This is a genomic window from Sulfurimonas gotlandica GD1 (assembly GCF_000242915.1).
Taxonomy (GTDB): Bacteria; Campylobacterota; Campylobacteria; order Campylobacterales; family Sulfurimonadaceae; genus Sulfurimonas; species Sulfurimonas gotlandica.
In genome coordinates, this window is the sequence record NZ_AFRZ01000001.1 from 1915323 (window position 1) to 1932925 (window position 17603).

At 33.4% G+C, this 17603-nt stretch carries 18 protein-coding genes; 12 read left to right on the top strand and 6 right to left on the bottom strand.

Features of this window, described 5'->3' with window-relative positions:
* The first annotated feature begins 6 nt into the window (after positions 1 to 6).
* Positions 7 to 360, top strand: a complete 354-nt coding sequence (locus SMGD1_RS09490; protein ID WP_008341215.1) for a hypothetical protein — start codon at positions 7 to 9, stop codon at positions 358 to 360.
* On the opposite strand, the gene SMGD1_RS09495 is transcribed toward SMGD1_RS09490, so the two are convergent.
* On the bottom strand, positions 349 to 2238 hold the full coding sequence (locus SMGD1_RS09495; RefSeq protein ID WP_008335717.1) for an EAL domain-containing protein: 1890 nt from the start codon (positions 2236 to 2238) through the stop codon (positions 349 to 351). The genes SMGD1_RS09490 and SMGD1_RS09495 overlap by 12 nt on opposite strands.
* Positions 2239 to 2505: 267 nt before the next feature.
* On the opposite strand from SMGD1_RS09495, the gene rpmH reads away from it, so the two are divergent.
* Genes rpmH through ruvX form a run of 7 tightly spaced genes read left to right on the top strand, consistent with a single transcriptional unit; the run spans position 2506 to position 7632 of the window.
* The gene (gene rpmH / locus SMGD1_RS09500) at positions 2506 to 2640 is read left to right on the top strand and encodes a 50S ribosomal protein L34 (protein ID WP_008335456.1); all 135 of its coding nucleotides are present in this window, start codon (positions 2506 to 2508) and stop codon (positions 2638 to 2640) included.
* A 14-nt stretch (positions 2641 to 2654) separates the two neighbouring features.
* Positions 2655 to 2978 carry a ribonuclease P protein component gene (gene rnpA, locus SMGD1_RS14580; protein ID WP_081444045.1) on the top strand — a complete coding sequence of 108 codons (324 nt, stop codon included), beginning with the start codon at positions 2655 to 2657 and terminating at the stop codon, positions 2976 to 2978.
* The gene (gene yidD / locus SMGD1_RS09505) at positions 2975 to 3301 is read left to right on the top strand and encodes a membrane protein insertion efficiency factor YidD (RefSeq protein WP_008341216.1); all 327 of its coding nucleotides are present in this window, start codon (positions 2975 to 2977) and stop codon (positions 3299 to 3301) included. Before rnpA ends, yidD begins: the two co-directional genes overlap by 4 nt.
* Positions 3302 to 3303: 2 nt before the next feature.
* Positions 3304 to 4962 (top strand): membrane protein insertase YidC, encoded by a 1659-nt coding sequence (yidC, locus tag SMGD1_RS09510; protein ID WP_039919937.1) that lies wholly within the window; start codon positions 3304 to 3306, stop codon positions 4960 to 4962.
* On the top strand, positions 4955 to 5890 hold the full coding sequence (locus SMGD1_RS09515; protein ID WP_008336666.1) for a Jag N-terminal domain-containing protein: 936 nt from the start codon (positions 4955 to 4957) through the stop codon (positions 5888 to 5890). Before yidC ends, SMGD1_RS09515 begins: the two co-directional genes overlap by 8 nt.
* A 4-nt stretch (positions 5891 to 5894) precedes the next feature.
* Positions 5895 to 7235: a tRNA uridine-5-carboxymethylaminomethyl(34) synthesis GTPase MnmE gene (gene mnmE, locus SMGD1_RS09520; RefSeq protein WP_008335110.1), complete on the top strand. Its 1341-nt coding sequence runs from the start codon at positions 5895 to 5897 to the stop codon at positions 7233 to 7235.
* Between the two features lies 1 nt (position 7236).
* Entirely contained in the window at positions 7237 to 7632 is a 396-nt protein-coding gene (ruvX, locus tag SMGD1_RS09525) for a Holliday junction resolvase RuvX (protein WP_008335100.1), read from the top strand.
* A gap of 5 nt (positions 7633 to 7637) precedes the next feature.
* Here the strand turns inward: ruvX and SMGD1_RS09530 are convergent, their stop codons facing one another.
* A complete protein-coding gene (locus tag SMGD1_RS09530) occupies positions 7638 to 8258 on the bottom strand; it encodes a hypothetical protein (RefSeq protein WP_008335437.1) in 621 nt (206 codons plus the stop codon).
* 115 nt (positions 8259 to 8373) lie between these two features.
* Here SMGD1_RS09530 and ilvC point away from each other — a divergent pair, with 115 nt between their 5' ends.
* Entirely contained in the window at positions 8374 to 9396 is a 1023-nt protein-coding gene (gene ilvC, locus SMGD1_RS09535; RefSeq protein ID WP_008336102.1) for a ketol-acid reductoisomerase, read from the top strand.
* A gap of 57 nt (positions 9397 to 9453) precedes the next feature.
* Here the strand turns inward: ilvC and SMGD1_RS09540 are convergent, their stop codons facing one another.
* Genes SMGD1_RS09540 through SMGD1_RS09555 form a run of 4 tightly spaced genes read right to left on the bottom strand, consistent with a single transcriptional unit; the run spans position 9454 to position 14330 of the window.
* A complete protein-coding gene (locus SMGD1_RS09540; protein WP_008336137.1) occupies positions 9454 to 10590 on the bottom strand; it encodes a hypothetical protein in 1137 nt (378 codons plus the stop codon).
* A 36-nt stretch (positions 10591 to 10626) separates the two neighbouring features.
* On the bottom strand, positions 10627 to 11589 hold the full coding sequence (gene holA, locus SMGD1_RS09545; protein ID WP_008337028.1) for a DNA polymerase III subunit delta: 963 nt from the start codon (positions 11587 to 11589) through the stop codon (positions 10627 to 10629).
* Entirely contained in the window at positions 11576 to 13522 is a 1947-nt protein-coding gene (locus SMGD1_RS09550) for an RNB domain-containing ribonuclease (RefSeq protein WP_008335716.1), read from the bottom strand. Before SMGD1_RS09550 ends, holA begins: the two co-directional genes overlap by 14 nt.
* 7 nt (positions 13523 to 13529) lie before the next feature.
* Complete coding sequence (locus SMGD1_RS09555) at positions 13530 to 14330, bottom strand: HDOD domain-containing protein (RefSeq protein ID WP_008337009.1); 801 nt, start codon at positions 14328 to 14330, stop codon at positions 13530 to 13532.
* Between the two features lie 121 nt (positions 14331 to 14451).
* On the opposite strand from SMGD1_RS09555, the gene SMGD1_RS09560 reads away from it, so the two are divergent.
* From SMGD1_RS09560 to purL, 3 genes are all read left to right on the top strand, one after another.
* On the top strand, positions 14452 to 14778 hold the full coding sequence (locus tag SMGD1_RS09560) for a hypothetical protein (RefSeq protein ID WP_008335536.1): 327 nt from the start codon (positions 14452 to 14454) through the stop codon (positions 14776 to 14778).
* A gap of 21 nt (positions 14779 to 14799) precedes the next feature.
* A complete protein-coding gene (gene greA, locus SMGD1_RS09565; RefSeq protein ID WP_171801017.1) occupies positions 14800 to 15312 on the top strand; it encodes a transcription elongation factor GreA in 513 nt (170 codons plus the stop codon).
* Positions 15313 to 15382: 70 nt separating this feature from the next.
* Entirely contained in the window at positions 15383 to 17599 is a 2217-nt protein-coding gene (purL, locus tag SMGD1_RS09570) for a phosphoribosylformylglycinamidine synthase subunit PurL (RefSeq protein WP_008335961.1), read from the top strand.
* Positions 17600 to 17603: the final 4 nt, after the last annotated feature.

Sequence of the window (17603 nt, forward strand, 5' to 3'; positions counted from 1 at the left end):
TTTATTATGAAATATATAACGCTAATACTACTTTTTACATATTTACTATTAGCTTGCACGGGTGACTGTTTAACATGTCATCCAAAGCTAGTTCCTACGATTAACGAAGACCTGAGACATAAGCCAATGCTTGGCTGTATAAAATGTCATTCAGCTGAGCCAAATAGTATGGCAGAATGTGGTGATGACTGTTTCTCCTGTCATCCTATGGCAAAGATAAATAAAGCAAATGTTAGAGAGCATGATGTCATACAAAGCTGTGTAGATTGCCATGTAGGAGCAAATGAGAAAATTTTTGATAACTCAATAAAATATGATCAATCACAAAGTGAATCACTGAAAGATTTTTTAACTAAATAGATAGGGAATGTGCTTTTCTATCTCTTCTGGTTTACCGATATAGTAACCTTGAGCGTAGTCAATATTTAGCCTTTTCACAACATCTAAAATCTCCTTTGATGAAACAAACTCCGCGATGGTCTGTATATTTAGTTTATGTGCCAGTCCTACAATAGTCTCTACCATTATTTGAGAGTTCATATCTCTGTCAATATTAGAAATCAGTGAAGCATCTATCTTTATGTAATCAATAGGAAGATTTAGTGCATGTGAGAAGTTTGAATATCCTGCTCCAAAATCATCAAGAGCTACTTTGATACCGTAAGATCTAACCTTTAAACAAAAGTCATAAACTCTTTTATAATCTTTAAACTCTTCTGTTTCTAGAAGCTCAATACTTAGGTGATGATTGTACTCAAATTCATCAAATTTTGCATATAGCATCTGTATTGTTTTATCGTTTTCAATATCTTCCATTGATATATTAATAGAACATGGAATATCGTATTTAGAGATGACTTCAAAAGTATTGTTTATAATAGCTTGTGTAAGTTTGTGATAGACACGATTTTGTTTTGCAACATCTATAAATCTAAATGGAGCAATGATATTTCCATCATCTTCTCTTATTCTAACAAGAGATTCATACTTAATATCCAGAGAAGCATCTTGAATCGGAGCGATTGGCTGAAAGAAAGAGATGATGTTGTTCGTATCAATAGCATGTATTAGTTTTTTATGACACTCAATATCCTCTTTATGCAACTTTTCTAACGCTTTATCATCATTAAAGATAGATATTTGAACATTTCTTTTTTTAGCATCTTTAAGTGCCATGTCAGCATAAGCTAACATTTTTCTAGATCCGCTAAATGCTAACCCTGCACTCATCATAAAAGTAAATCTTTTATCTTCATAGATAAAATTTTCTCTTCTATATTGTTTTAGAATATCTTCTACTTTCTCTATAAAGTGAGTATTATTTAATTTTGTAGAGTCTTTAACAGCAAAAACAAACTCATCTCCCCCTATATGGTAAAGAAGAGTATTGTTATCATCAACATGTAATGTTAAAAAATCTGCAGTTAGTTTTAATGCAATATTTCCCACTTCTTCTCCATAAACATCATTGAATTTTTGAAATTTGTCTATGTTTAAAAGTGCCATCTGTTTGAATTTGTAAATGTAAGAGTCTTCTAAAAGTTTATTTCTATTTGGCAAACCGCTTAAAAAGTGTGTATAAATTTTTTGATGTAATTCTGCTGTCTTTTTAGATATTTCTTCTTCTAAGTCATCATTATATTTTAGCAGCTGAGACTGTAATTTTTTTTGTTCAATCTCTGCTAATTCTCCAAGTATCAGTTCCTTTTCTGTTGCAGAATGACGCTTAGATAGTTTATAAACAGCAAATAGTATTAATAAAACTGCAAGAATAAATGTATATAGTGTCTCTTTTTGAGTCTCGCTGTTCGTACTTTTAAGTATTTGTATTTTTTCTTTTGACATGATGTCTACTAGTCTTATCATTTCATCAGTATTTGAAGAAAACTCAAGCGTGATAGTTTTAAAGTCTATCAGAGAATTATGTACCTTATTGTGGCTATTAGCTTTAATTGCTTTAATCAGAGATTCCTCAAAAGCTTTATATTCTATAACCCTATTTTTAATAGTATGGATTGTTTCATCAATGTCATGGAAGCTATTTTTATTTACAAAATTCTCTATTGATTTTAGCGTGTCATTAAGATTATCAAATGAAGTATAGAATTTTTCTGTAGAATGTATGTCGTCTAAAATTATGGATTGAAGAATATCTGATTGATAATTAGCTATATCTTGATTAAATTTAAAAATCATTTTGGAGAGTTTTATCTGTTTTGTTTCAATATGATCAATCATATTGCTGGTTGCATTTATACTTTTAGAATTAATATATAGAGAATAAGATAAAAGGATAAAACTGACCAATATAGTAAAGTACAGCTTAGCTTTAAAATTCATTCACACTTCCAATAGCAATATGTTATTTGAGTATATACTCTTTATCGGTTGATTATAAGATTTTAAGTGTTAAATTATCGTTAAATCATTTCACTGTGAACCTTAACCACGCTTTAAGTAATTTTTCTGTAACATTGCGGACTTAATTTTAAATAAGGATATGTCGTGAAAAGAACATACCAGCCTCATAGTACACCAAGAAAAAGAACTCACGGTTTTAGACTTCGTATGTCTACTAAAAATGGTCGTAGAATCATAAACAGACGCCGTGCCAAAGGTCGTAAAAGATTGTCAGTTTAAGCGGCTTCTTTACACTGAAGCAACATAAAGAGTTTCAGTACATATACAAAAAAGGAAAAAATATTCACTCCTCGAGTGTAGTACTTTTTCATCTCCCACAACAAGATATTCACAAAGTTGGATTTACAGCGACTAAGAAAATTGGTAATGCGGTAAAAAGAAATAGGGCTAAAAGAAGACTTAGAGCTCTATTTTGTGAATACTCAACTTCACTTCAAAATGGTACATACATTTTTGTAGCAAAACATGCAATAAATGAAGCATCACATCAAGAATTAGACAACGATTTTAAAAAGATTCTAAATAAGTCTAAAAGTTTTAAAGCAGATTCCCAATGATAAAAAAGATTTTGCTTAAGCTTTTATGGCTATATCAGAAGTTTTTTACCCTTATTGGCTACGGAAGTTGTAGATATTACCCAACATGTAGTGAATTCGCAAGAATTAACTTTGAAAATAATTCCATTTCAAGTGCTTTTTACCACACTTTGATTAGAATACTTCGTTGTAATCAATTATTCGACGGTGGAATAGAGTATCCACTACTAGATAAACTGTCTATAAAGCCCACAATACTAGGGGTTGATTCTATAAAATATTGGTTGGTTCCAAATAAAAAAAACCGTTTTCATATAATAAAAAATTTTTCATTTAAAGGGTAATCGTGTTAGACAAATTGACACCTAATCAAAGACTTATGCTAGCAGTGGCAATGTCAGTAATTTTTTTCGTAGCTTATACAGCTATTTTTCCACCAGCGGAGCCAGAGAATTTAGCGGCTAATAAAAAAGTAGAACAAGTAAAAAATGTTGGATCAAATCAGGACGCTTCATTACAAGTTTCTTCAAATTTAGAACAAACAACTGGACATTCTATCTCTGAAGTAGAGAAGTATGGTTCAAGTGACGCAAATACAATTTTAACTGTTACGAATAAAGATTTTATTTTAAAAGTTGATACTTTAGGTCGTATATCTTCAAAAGAGTTACTTCAAGATAAATTTAAAACAAAAGAAGATAAGCATGCTCAGCTAATCCCTTCTACAGGAATGAAACCACTATTTATTAGATTTTTAGACGAAATATTAAACAATGAATCTACAAGAGTAGCATACAGCGCAAGTATAAATAATATTGCATTAGATGGTACACCTCAAAAAGTAACACTAACTCAAAAGTTATCTTCATTAGTAGTGACAAAAGAACTTACTTTTTATGCTGATGGACATTACGATGCAAAAATCTCACTTTCACAAGATAAGAGATATTTCATATATCTAGGTCAAAGACCAAAAGTAAATGAAACAGAACAGATGATGACTGTTACAGGTGCTATGGTTTATACTGATGATGAATTGGTAACAATTGTAGAAGATGGAGATGCTGAGGGTAGAAAAACTTTCAGCGGAGTTGAACTCATTTCAGCATTTGATCAATATTCTGCAACAATGATGTACGGGTTCCCTAAAGAAGCAAATATTATAATTGAGAGAGACAGAGATGACAATCCTGTATTGTATTTTGATGCAACTCAAAATATGACATTTAATGGTTATGTAGGTCAAAAAGAGTATAAAGTACTTAAAAATATCAATCCTGTTTTAACTAATGCTATAGAATATGGCTGGTTTACATTTGCTTCTAAGCCACTGTTCCAACTGTTATCTTGGTTGCATGGTATTTTTGGTAACTGGGGTTGGTCAATTATTGCGCTTACTATTATGATCAGAGCTGTTCTTTACCCGTTGACGTACAAGGGTATGATGTCTATGCAGAGAATGAAAGATATCTCACCAAAAATTAAAGAGCTTCAAGCAAAATATAAAAGTGATCCACAACGTATGAATGCAGCGGTAATGGATATGTATAAAAAACATAATGCTAATCCACTTGGCGGATGTTTACCGATGATATTACAAATTCCAGTATTTTTTGCAATTTATCGTGTACTTCTAAACGCAGTTGAACTTCAAGGTGCTCCATGGATGTTATGGGTAACTGATCTTTCTCGTATGGATGATTACTATATCCTACCTATTCTTATGGGTGCTTCAATGTTTTATCAGCAGAGACTTACACCAAACAACTTTACTGATCCTATGCAAGAGAAGGTATTTAAATATTTACCAGTTATCTTTACATTTTTCTTTTTAACTTTCCCATCAGGTTTGGTTCTTTACTGGTTCGTAAATAATCTTTTCTCAATAGGGCAACAGTTTATTGTTAATGCACAGTTTAAAAATGCTAAAGATGCAGAAATAGCACTGCATGAGCATGCTAAAAAAATAGAGAAAAAAGAAAAAATGGAAAAGAAAGATGATTAAGATTGAGTCAACAACGTTAGAGGGAGCATACAAAGATGCTGCTGCTACGTTGGACTGTTCTGTTACACAACTTAAAATAGAAGTTGTTCAGTACCCAAGTAGTGGCTTTTTAGGACTCTTTAAAAAGAGTGCAATTATTGTTGCTGTTATTGATGCCAATATAGATTTACAACCAAAAGTCGAAGAAGAATCGACAGAAGTAAAAGTTAAAGAAAAACCAAAAGCTAAAATATCTCCTAAACCTCAAAAACAAAAAAAACAAGATAAACCTGCTGTTAAAGCAGATGTTCAAAAAGAAGAAGTACAAAAAGAGATAAAACATTCTCACACTATGTTAAATGATACTATCATGCCTCAATCATTTGTAAGTACACAAGATGAAGAAGATGAAGAAGATGATGTGACATCTTATCTTGCTGATTATGATGATGAGTTCGACAACATAGATGGTGAAGATTTAAAATCAACTGCAGATATCGCAAAAATGGTTCAAGTTGATATAAATAAACTCTTTGACTCAATCTGTTTTGAGATAGATAATATAGAGGTAAGTGTTTATGATGAAAATACACTTTTAATAGAGTTTAAAGGTGAAGATGCTGCACTTCTTATAGGTAAAGAAGGTTATAGATATAAAGCACTCTCATATATGATATTTAATTGGATTAATACTAAGTATCAACTACAGCTTCGCCTTGAAATTGCAGAATTTTTGAAAAATCAAGAAGAATCAGTTTCTAGATACCTAACTGGTGTTAAAGAGAGTGTAGATAGAGATGGAAGGGCACAAACTAAAGTCTTGGATGGTGTTCTTGTTCAAATCGCTTTAAGAGAACTACGTGAAATCTACCCAGATAAATATGTTGCAATCCGCTCAACTCGTGATGGGCTAAAATACATCATTATAAATGATTACCACTCGAATTAAATAAATGGATAATGACACAATAAGCGCCATTGCCACTGCAAACGGAATCGGCTCTATCGCTATCATCCGCATAAGCGGAGATAGAGCTTTAGAAATTGCAAAAAAACTTACACACAAAAAAGATTTTTCTCCAAGATACGCAACATTAACAACGGTACATAATAAAAAAAACGAACTCATAGATGAATCTATTGTTATTTATTTTAAAGCTCCATATTCATTTACTGCTGAAGATGTAGTAGAGATTCAGTGTCACGGTGGTTTTATAGTTGCACAAAGTATACTCAAAGCTACTCTTGAATTAGGGGCTAGACTTGCAAATGCCGGAGAATTTTCTAAACGTGCATTTTTTAATGGCCGTATAGATTTGAGTGAAGCCGAAGCAATAGCTCAACTTATAGAAGCTAAAAGTGAAGATGCAGCTAAGATCTTAGCTCAGCAGATGAAAGGTTCTCTAAAAGAGTATATAGAAGACATCAGGGATGAAATCATACATATACTTGCATTTTCTGAAGTTAGTATAGATTATGCGGAAGAGGATTTACCAGAAGATTTGGTTAAGCAAATTGAATCTAAGTTAAGTGATTTAAAAAGCTCACTAGAATCAACTCTTCTTGCTTCTAGAGCAAGAGAAGGTTTGATGCAAGGCTTTAAAGTTGCAATTGTCGGAAAACCGAATGTTGGTAAAAGTTCACTTCTTAACTCTCTGCTTAATTATAATCGTGCAATCGTTAGTGAGATAGCTGGAACTACAAGAGACACAATTGAAGAGCAGGTTAAAATCGGAACGCATCTTATTCGTATTGTTGATACTGCAGGTATAAGAGAGGCTAATGATGAGATAGAACGCATTGGAATTGAACGCTCTTTAGAGGCGATTCAAGAGTCTGATATTGTTGTTGCACTATTTGATGGCTCTAGAGTCTTAGATGCTGAAGATGAGCAAATATTAGCTCTTGTAGATAAGCATACTAAAAATAAGCATGTGATATTTGTTAAAAATAAAATAGACTTAGAAAATAAGTTCTCAACTGAAGATATAAACTTTGATTTAGAACTAAACTCTAAAGATAGTGTCACTTCTCTTATAGAGAGTTTGAAAAATATTATGGATGTGAATAATAATTCTGACGAAATTATGTTGATATCTCAAAGACAAATAATGGCTGTACAAAACACTCTAAATAATATAGAAGAGTCCTTTTATCCATTGCAAGATCAAGAACTTGAAATATTTTCTTTTCATCTAAATGAAGCAGTTAAAGAGATGGCATCTATTACCAGACCTTTCGAGAATGATGAGATGCTAGACAAAATGTTTGGCTCTTTTTGTTTAGGAAAATAATTTGAAGTATATAGCCATTGACTTAGGTCTTAAACGAATCGGACTTGCATATTCTGCACATAAAGATTTAGTTACTCCACTACCGGCTATTATGAGAAAAAATAGAAATCAAGCTTCTGCAGAAGTTAAAAAAGCTTTAAAAGAGTGGGAAGTAGATGCTGTTGTAATCGGTGTTCCTCTTGGTGGCAGCAGTGAAGATGAGATGAGGAGACGAATAGCTCATTTTATGAATTTAGTTAACTTTGAAGGTGAGATATTATATCAAGATGAAGCAGGTTCTTCTCTTGAAGCTGAAAATATGATGAAAGGCGAGATTAAGTACATTCGTGATGGACGAATTGACTCAATCTCTGCTATGATTATCTTGCAGAGATATCTATACTCTATTAAAAAATAGGTAACTTACACAATCTTAAAAAATTGTGCAGCGTCTTCCTCATCATCAGTTAACTCTTCTCTCTTAAAGTGAGGATCGTTTTCTATTTTATTTTTTACTATATTTTGACAGAAATCAAAGAGGACTTTTTTAGCTTCTTCATCATCGTTTAAAAAACCAAGACCGCTAAACTGGTAAGGATCTTTTTGTTCAATACAAAGAATTGTACCATCACATTTTTCTTCTAAAACTTCAACCAAAGTTCTGTAGTCAATATTAAACTCAGTTGCATGCCAGCCAATGTCTTCTAGACCTTTGTCTGAAAATTCAGCTACACCATCTGCTGTTGTATCGTCATAAGAAGCTCTTGGCGTATTAACTCCTATTAATTCTTGCCAGTTAGAAAAAGCCTTTATCAAAACTCTGTCTTCATCTTCAACAAGCTGATAGTTTTTACCTAAAACTTTTTCAAAATTATCTATAATTGTTGGTTTCCCTTGGTAGATTAGAACTTCTTTGTCTTCAAATGGTTCATATTTTACTTCACCTTTTATATTGATGCCAAAAAGTTTAGAAGAGTTTATAGCTTGTAGTAAAGTAGGTTTGTCAGTTATGATAATTTCGTTAAATAGATTGAATTTCTTCATGTTTTACTCTCTTATGTATAAATATTTCCCACATTATAAAAGTTTTTGCTTTATTTTAGTATAATGCGAAAAATTTTTTAAGCACTTAAGCTTAATATTATGCAAGGAATAAATAATGGCATTAAACGTTTACTATGACAAAGACTGTAATATCGACTTAATCAAAAGCAAAAAAGTAGCAATGATTGGTTTTGGTTCTCAAGGACACGCTCACGCTGAAAACTTAAGAGACAGCGGTGTTGAAGTTTGTATTGGTCTTCGTAAGGATGGTTCTTCATGGGCTAAAGCAGAAGCTAAGAACTTTGAAGTATTAACAGTTGCAGAAGCTACTGCTAAGTCAGATGTTATAATGATTCTTCTTCCAGATGAAAATCAAGCTGAAATATATGCAAATGAAATCGCTCCAAACCTAAAAGATGGTGCTACTATAGCATTCGGCCACGGTTTTAACATTCACTATGGTCGTATTCACCCAGCTGCTAACATCAACGTAACAATGATCGCTCCAAAAGCACCTGGACATACTGTTCGTTCTGAGTTTGTTCGTGGTGGTGGTATTCCAGATTTAATCGCTGTGGGTCAAAACCCAAGTGGTGAAACTAAAGATTTAGCACTTTCTTATGCATCTGCAATTGGTGGTGGTAGAACTGCTATTATCGAAACAACTTTCAAAGATGAAACAGAAACTGATCTTTTTGGAGAGCAAGCTGTATTATGTGGTGGTGCAACTGCACTTGTACAAGCTGGATTTGAGACATTAACTGAAGCTGGTTATGCTCCTGAACTTGCATACTTCGAGTGTTTACACGAACTTAAACTAATTGTTGACTTAATGTTCGAGGGTGGTATCGCTGATATGAGATATTCTATCTCTAACACAGCTGAGTACGGTGACTATGTTTCTGGTAAACGTGTTATTAATGCTGAGAGTAAACAAGCGATGAGAGATATCTTAACTGAGATTCAAGATGGTAGATTTGCAAAAGACTTTATCCTTGAAGGTCAAGCAGGTTACCCTCGTATGAATGCTGAGCGCAATAACGACAAAACAAAACTAATTACTAAAACTGGTAACAAACTTCGTGAAATGATGCCATGGATTGGTAGTAACAAAATCGTAGACTTAGATAAAAACTAAAATAACGACGCATTTACTGCGTCGTTACACTCTCGTTACGCATTGGTGCGTTTTCTCTTAGATATCTCCGAAATATAGCTCAATATGAGCACGGAATATATAATTAGCATTATAATCATATTGTTGGGCAAACTCAACTAGTGGCTGTAGTTCATAAAAGAGATACTTTTTAAAAAACTGCTCTTTCCATATAATACCGCTAGAGTAATTATATATTCCTACTTTAGGTGTAATATTGTATTTTGTATTTGCTGGCTCAGTAGTGTTTAGCCCTGTTCTTCCTTGAAAACCTGTATAAACTTGAATTCCAACACCATGTTTAATTGTGCTTAGGTAAGATAATTGTGCGGAGTAGTTCATGCCCTCAAGACTAGTCTGAGTATAACGACTTAGAGCAAGGCGGACTAGGTCCTTTTTACTAGCTAAAAGATGATCAAAGTAAAATTGTGTCTCTTCTTTAAACTCGTCTTCCAAAGCGTATTCCACATATTGAACTGGTCTAAAGAGTAGATATCTAAATGCAATTGGATATTGCACACGTAACTTTATAAAAGGGTTAGTTATACCTCTAAACCCTCCAAATATACTGGCATTGAGTATATCTAGATTGCTTAATACATATTTCACACCAATACTTGTAGGTTTGTCTTGGGTGTCTTTATTTATAGTTTTTGTCTGCTCATCTTCATCATCACCAATAAAAAGGTAGAGTGCGTCTTCTGTTTGTGGGAGTCTTAGATTCACACGAATATTGTTTAAAAAACTAAATCCTTCTTCTTGATTTTGTTCAATTCCCCATCTAAGTCTAATATAGCTATTATTTGAAGTACTTAAATAAGTCTCATCTTTAAAAAAATCATCGTATAGATTAACTATAGAGTAAAGTTGATAGGCATCTTTTTCTTCTTTTATAGATTTTATGACTTCTTTTGATGTAGTATTTGTGTCATCTTCTACCCATCCTTTTACAGTATGATCAAGGTTGCTGGAAAAAACAAGAATTTTATGAGAAATGTTACTATGAATATAATCTAAGGATAATAATTTTTCATAAATAGAAGGTTCTTTATTTAATGAAGCTTCTAGTGTATCTATTTTGTTTGTAAGATTTTGGTCAATGGAACTATTGTTATCTAGTGATTGAGAGAAAAGATTTGGTGCTAGCAGGAGAAGAAGTATAAAAAAACTTTTCATAGTAGCGACTCCTTCTTTTTATAATTAATTTTTATTTTACAATAATTTTTGCACCCTAATGAGAGTTGAGAGTAATATAGCACTTTTATCAACGCCAGCACTTTTCATTTTTAGCTCACTCTCTAACAGCAGTTCATGTAATTTATAGTATGTATTTGGTTTAAATTTTAAAGATAGTGCAGCTTTTTCATCAACTACAAATTTTGGAGCAGGGTAACCAAGTATCTCAAGAGCATTAGGCGCTCCATTTACCCTTATATAGATGTTGAACATGTAAAGCTGTGTTAGGTATGCTGTGAGTGCTGTAGCTACTCTAATCTCATCCTCACCATGTTCTAGTATATTAATTAAATCTTTAGTAAAGTCTTTTTTAGAAAGTATCTTTTTAAGCAAGTCATCCATGCTTATTTCTCCAAGACCTGATACTAGATGCTCTATATCTTTTGTAGTAATTACTTTATCATAAACCCTGAATTTTTCTATCTCATTATATGCAAGTGCTACATCACCATTGTGTATATTCAATAGATGAGCTATAGAATATTTATCCATATTTACATTTTTTTCTTTTACAACATCGGCTATGATATTTATTGATTCATGGTGGTTTGGGCTGAAAAATCTAACACTCATAGTATTGTTTTTACTAAATGCTTTACTATAAGTTTTATGATCACTCCCATAATATGCGTAGATAAAAAAGTTGTCTTGATTTTTTTCACATAAATCTATAAGGTCATCTAACTCTTTTTTAGGAACTTTCTTTTCACTTTTTATTACTAGAACATTTTGTCCACCAAACAGTGAAGCTTGTGATAAATGCGCTTTAGCACTTTTAAAATCATATTCATCATAGTAAAATGTGAGGGCTGAAGCATCTTCTATATTACTAAGTTTTTTAGTATATGTGTCTATTAGAAAGCTACTCTCACCAAAAAATACAAAACTGTTAGAGATAGAATCGTTTTGTATATGTTTATCTAGCTCACCCTTGTACATCGCTACCCTTTACAACGTGGGCAAATATTTTAGCTTTAGCAATATCAACTTTATCGATGCAAACATTTACATCTTGAAAAAGTACAGCATTTTCTGCTGATGTTATAAAAAGTCTTGCCCCCATTATCTCATCATGAATCTCAGCTTTGTATTCAGGTTCAGTTGTAGTGATTCTTGCTTTAAACTCTTTGTTTAGATTTTCGTTTGCCCAGCGAGCAAATTTTCTCTGTTGAAATTCAACTTCGATTGTACTGGCTTCTCTCTCTTTCTCACTTATTGTCATGCTTAGGGCTTCTATATTTCTAAGCACATAAGAACCTTCTTCTGTATCATTATTGTTTATGGCTTTTAAAAGTCTATGAACGATAAGATCAGAATATCTTCTAATTGGTGAAGTAAAGTGTGTGTATGCTTCAAAACCAAGCCCAAAGTGTCCAGAATTTAAAGGAGCATATTTAGCTTGCATCTGTGAACGTATGATTAGAGTATCAACCTCTGCTTCTAAGTCCATCTCTTTAGCTTGATTTTGAATATCTGTTATAGTCTCTTTAATAGAGTTTTTAATATCTATACTCATACCAATACCTGCTAACTCTTGATAGAGTAATTGAAGTTTTGTTTGACTTGGTGGTTCATGGATCCTAAATATTCCTCTGCTGTATTGAGCTGCTGCTTGCTTATTTGCTAAGAGCATACAATCTTCTATTAGAGCATGAGATGGAGTTTCCTCAGCAAAAGTTGTCGAGACTATATTTGAATTTTTATCTATTTCCATCTCCAACTCATTTGAGCGAAAGTCATAACCAATTTTTAATCTTTTAATTTTAAGTGCATCTGTGATTGGACGAAGTTTTTTTATCCAAGCAAATACCTCTCTCTCAGAACTATTTTTAGCTTTAAGCTTACCTTCAAAAAATTCATCTATTTCTTCATAGTTAAATCTTCTTTGAGAGTGAATAATCGCTTCATATACTTTAGATTCAGTTACTTCCAGAGATACTAAATCAAGCTTCATCTCAAAGACATAAGCGAGTCTGTCTACATGAGGCTGAAGTGAACACAGGGTCTCACTAAGTTGGCGTGGAAGCATAGGAATAGAGCGATGAGGCAGGTAAATAGAAAAACTTCTGTATATTGCTTCATTGTCAATCGTTCCAAACGGAGTAACATATTCACTTACATCAGCGATAGCCACAAAGAGAGTTGTATTTTTATCATCCCAATAGATAGCATCATCATAATCTTTTGCAGTTACAGGATCTATTGTGCAAAATGCTAATTTTCTTAAGTCAACTCTTTTAGGATACTTAGAAGCATCCACAGCTTCAAATGAAGTAGCTATCTTTAGTACTTCTTCATCAAATTCGTCATGCTTGTTAAACTGTGCAAGAACAATCTTCTCATCAACTAGAGGATCTTTTAGGTTCCCAAGTTTCTCCATAATAGAATTTTCTTGATTATTTATTTTTAATACATCATCAAAATCATAAGCATTTATTTCTTCTTGAGTTAGTTCAACTCCGGTGGGATAGTCTGTTTTTAAATCTACTAAAGCTTTTCTTCCATCTTTAGAGATAATGTATGCAACGCTATAGCTCTGTGCACGTCCTACAATTTCTGCTATTTTAGCACTTGGTGTGCCACGTTTACCTAGGAGTCTTTGAGCTATTATAAGGTCTCCCTCTTTAGCATTTCCGAGATCACCTTCATCAATAAACAGATCACGAATATTTTCACCAATAACATTCAGGTACGCAGTGCCTTTTTGAACAAGTCCAAGAGTTCCTGCTCGGTATTTTGAGTTAAACTTATATATGTTATCTTTTTTAGTGATGTATTTTTTTGCTAAGAAGTTTGTTATATGTATTTGTTCATCTGGGGTTATATCTCGCTCACTCAAACCTAGAGTGAGTCGAATTAGTAGAGATTTCAAAGGAGACTTATCTAGCGTTTTCTAAGGCTTTGTCGAAGCTTTCCATATCCAGAGCATATTTGTTGATTAGCACTTTTGCTGCTTCAACACTAGCGTCTGTAATTACACCGTTAATAGGAACTGTGACACGTACTACATGTAAGATTTGTGCTGCTCTTTGGTCTTCCGGTTCTGCTTGTTCTGGATTTTGGCAGTTAGCGATTACATCAACTAACCCTTCCTCAAATCTCCAGTGTTTGAATATTGTAGCACTTACTTCTGGAGTGTCAACACCTACTACTTTTCTCTCAGCTGCTTCAACATCTTGAAGTTCAGTAAGAGCATCTCTAAAGGCTTCCTGAGAAGATTCTGACATAATTGTTTGAGCAATAAGAACTTTACCTATTTCAACAAGAAAGGCTGCTGGAGATAAAATACCTAATAATTTATTTTCTTTTCTAAGACACCATGCAGTCATAAGTCCATGCTGCTTTTTTGATAGTGCAGAGAACATATCATTATTTATTCCATATGGAGATAAATCAAGAGGAAAACTTTTCTTAACAATACTTGCAAGCGCAAAACCACGAACAGTACCCATACCAAAAAGACCTACAGCTTGAGAGATGGCATTTATTTCACGAGAAAAACCATAAAGTGGAGAGTTTGCAGCTTTTAAAATGTCAGCAGTTAAAAGAGGATCTTTTTCTAAAATTTTAACCATATCATTAAAGCTGCTATCTGGATCTTGATACACAGCTTCAATCTGCATAGCAGATTCAGGAAGTGGTGGAAGTTGCTTAATCTTTTTTAATATTTCATCAGTCATAATACTCTCTTTATTTAATATTGAGTTGTTTACATAATTATAGCGTAGATGTAAATAAATTAATACTGAATATTTACAAAAACCTGATATTATTTTCTTATAATATAAAAAAGGACTAAATATGCGAAGAGATGCAATGCTTACACAACTAGGTTATGCACCAAATAGTGCTCTGTTGAATCAACTAGAGAGAATCGAGAATAACACATCAGGATATGAGAAAATACAAAAACATATAATGGACTTGCATGATCACTTAAAAGTGGATGGCTCGTATGTAGCATTGTCAAATACAAAAGATTGTTTTAAAATTAAAGTAGAAGCCCCAAGTGTAGAGATTGCAGAAGAGGCACATGAAAAAATTAAACATTTTAGTGACAAATTTAAAGTTACTTTGGATAAATTAGAAAATAAAGAGACATATTATATTTTAGGTTTTCATCATTAAGGTTTTTTCTTGAAAGAGCCTATGAGCATCGAAGGTTATGATCTTTTAGTAGAAGAGTTTAAATTTTTACTTGAAGTAGAAAAACCGAAAACTGCAGAAGAAAAGCTCGTCGCAGCAGCGCAGGGTGATAGAAGTGAAAATGCTGATTATCACGCTGCGAAAGAAAAACTTCGTTTTATAGATAAGAGACTTTTTTATTTAAATTCTATGATACAAAAATCACAAATTATAGACCCATCATCTTATGAACATAATAAGGTCAGTTTTGGAAGTACAGTTAAAATTCTAAATATTGATACAGATGAAGAAGAGACATATACTCTTTGTGGTGTTCTAGAGAGTGAACCTGAGCATGGGTTGATATCAGTACACTCACCAATTGCAAAAGCTTTAATCGGGAAAGAGGTAGAAGATGAGTTTAAAATAAACCTTCCAATGGGCAAAAAAGAGTATGAAATTTTGGAAATTGAGTATAAAAATATTTTTACTTTAAAGAAAAAAATTCGAACAAAAGAAGACTTTGCTTTTCATTAAAATTCTTATTAGAACAAATTAGATATAATCCCCTTTTAAAAACCAAAAATTAAATTTTTAGGATTCATCCGTGAGCCAACAACTAGAAAACATCGAAGAACAATTAGCTAACCATAAGCTTTCTCAAGAAGATTATACGCATATCAAACAGATATTAAACCGTGAACCAAATCTAGTAGAACTAGGTATTTTTTCTGCAATGTGGAGTGAACACTGTTCTTATAAATCTTCAAAAGTGCACTTAAAAGGTTTTCCAACTAAAGCTCCTTGGGTTATTCAAGGTCCAGGTGAGAATGCTGGTGTAATTGATATTGGTGGTGGTTATGCAGCTGTATTTAAGATGGAATCACACAATCATCCAAGTTTTATAGAGCCTTATCAAGGCGCTGCGACAGGTGTTGGTGGAATAATGCGTGATGTGTTTACTATGGGTGCTCGCCCAGTAGCTTCACTAAATGCTCTTAGATTTGGAAACATCTTAAATGATGACAAGACTTCAGCTCACCAACGTTACTTAGTTCGTGGTGTAACTGAAGGTATCGGCGGATACGGTAACTGTATGGGCGTACCGACTATCGGTGGTGAAGTTAGTTTTGATGAGTGTTACAATGGAAATATCCTTGTTAATGCTTTTAACCTTGGTATCGCAAAATCAGATGAGATTTTTCTAGGTCGTGCTGAAGGTATCGGTAACCCTGTAATGTATGTTGGTGCAAAAACAGGTCGTGATGGTCTTGGTGGAGCCGTAATGAGTTCTGATAGTTTTACTGAAGAGTCTAAATCTCTTCGTCCTACAGTTCAAGTTGGTGACCCGTTTACTGAAAAACTTTTACTTGAAGCTTGTATGGAGCTTTTTAAAACTGACCATGTTGTAGGTATTCAAGATATGGGTGCTGCTGGTCTGACATCTTCATCTTTTGAGATGGCTGGACGAACTGGAAGTGGTATGACTATGCATCTTGACAAAGTTCCTGCTCGTGAAGAGAACATGACTCCTTATGACTTTATGCTTTCAGAGTCTCAAGAGCGTATGCTTTTATGTGCTAAAAAAGGTTCAGAGCAAGCAATTATTGATATTTTTGAAAAATGGGACTTAGATGCTGCGGTAATCGGTGAAGTTACTGATACTGGAAATATGGAACTTTTCTGGCATGGTGAAAAATGTGCTGAGGTTCCAGTCGATCCTGTTAGTGAAGAAGCACCTGAACTTAACCGTCCAATGTCTCGTCCTGTTTATTTAGACTCAATAGCTAATGTAACTATCAATGATTTTGGCAAAGTATCTAATCAAGATGCATTTGAGAAGCTTATAAAATCTATGGAAGTTGTAGATAAATCATGGATTTATACTCAGTATGATTCAATGGTACAGACTAATACCATCAAAAAAGGCGGTATGCTTGACGCTTCCGTTATCCGTGTAAAAGAAAATGGTAAAGCTCTTGCTATGTCTGCTGACTGTAATGTTCGTTACTGTTATATAGACCCTAAAGGCGGAGCTGCGGCAGCTGTTATTGAGAGTGGTAGAAATGTAGCTATGAGTGGTGCTAGACCATTGGCTATTACAGATTGTCTTAACTACGGTAACCCTGAAAACCCAGAGGTTATGTGGCAGTTTGCTCAAGGTTGTTTAGGAATTAAAGAAGCATGTGCAGAACTTACAACTCCTGTAATAGGAGGTAACGTTTCACTTTATAACGAAACAAACGGTATATCAGTTTTTCCAACTCCATCAATTGCTACTGTTGGTGTAAATGATGACCAAAATAATGTTTTAATGTCTAGCTTTCAAAGTGAGGGTAATGCACTTTATTTAGTTGGTGGATCTATGAGTGAGTTTGGTGGATCTCTTTACATGAAAGAAATATGTGGCATTGTTGCTGGAACTCTTCCTGAAATAGACTACAAAAAAGAGTTGGCTCTTTGGGACTTAGTAATTGAGGGCAATAAAAAACACTTACTAGAGTGTGCAAAAGATGCAAGTTCTGGCGGTGTTGCTATTGCCTTAGCTAAAATGTCTGCAACTTCAGGTCTTGGGTGTGATGTAGAGATGAGCGTAGAAGATGAGAGAGATATTTTTGCAGAGTCTATGAGTAGAGCTATCATCGAAGTTAAGCCAGAAAACTGTGAAGCTTTTGAAGCTATGCTAGATGAATCTTTTGCTGTAGAGAAAATAGGAACTGTTGGTGGAGACTCTATCAAAGTTAACGATGTAACTATGAGCATGGATATATTAAAAGACAACTACTTCAATACATTTAAAAGAGTTATTGAGAGAGATTTATAAAGAG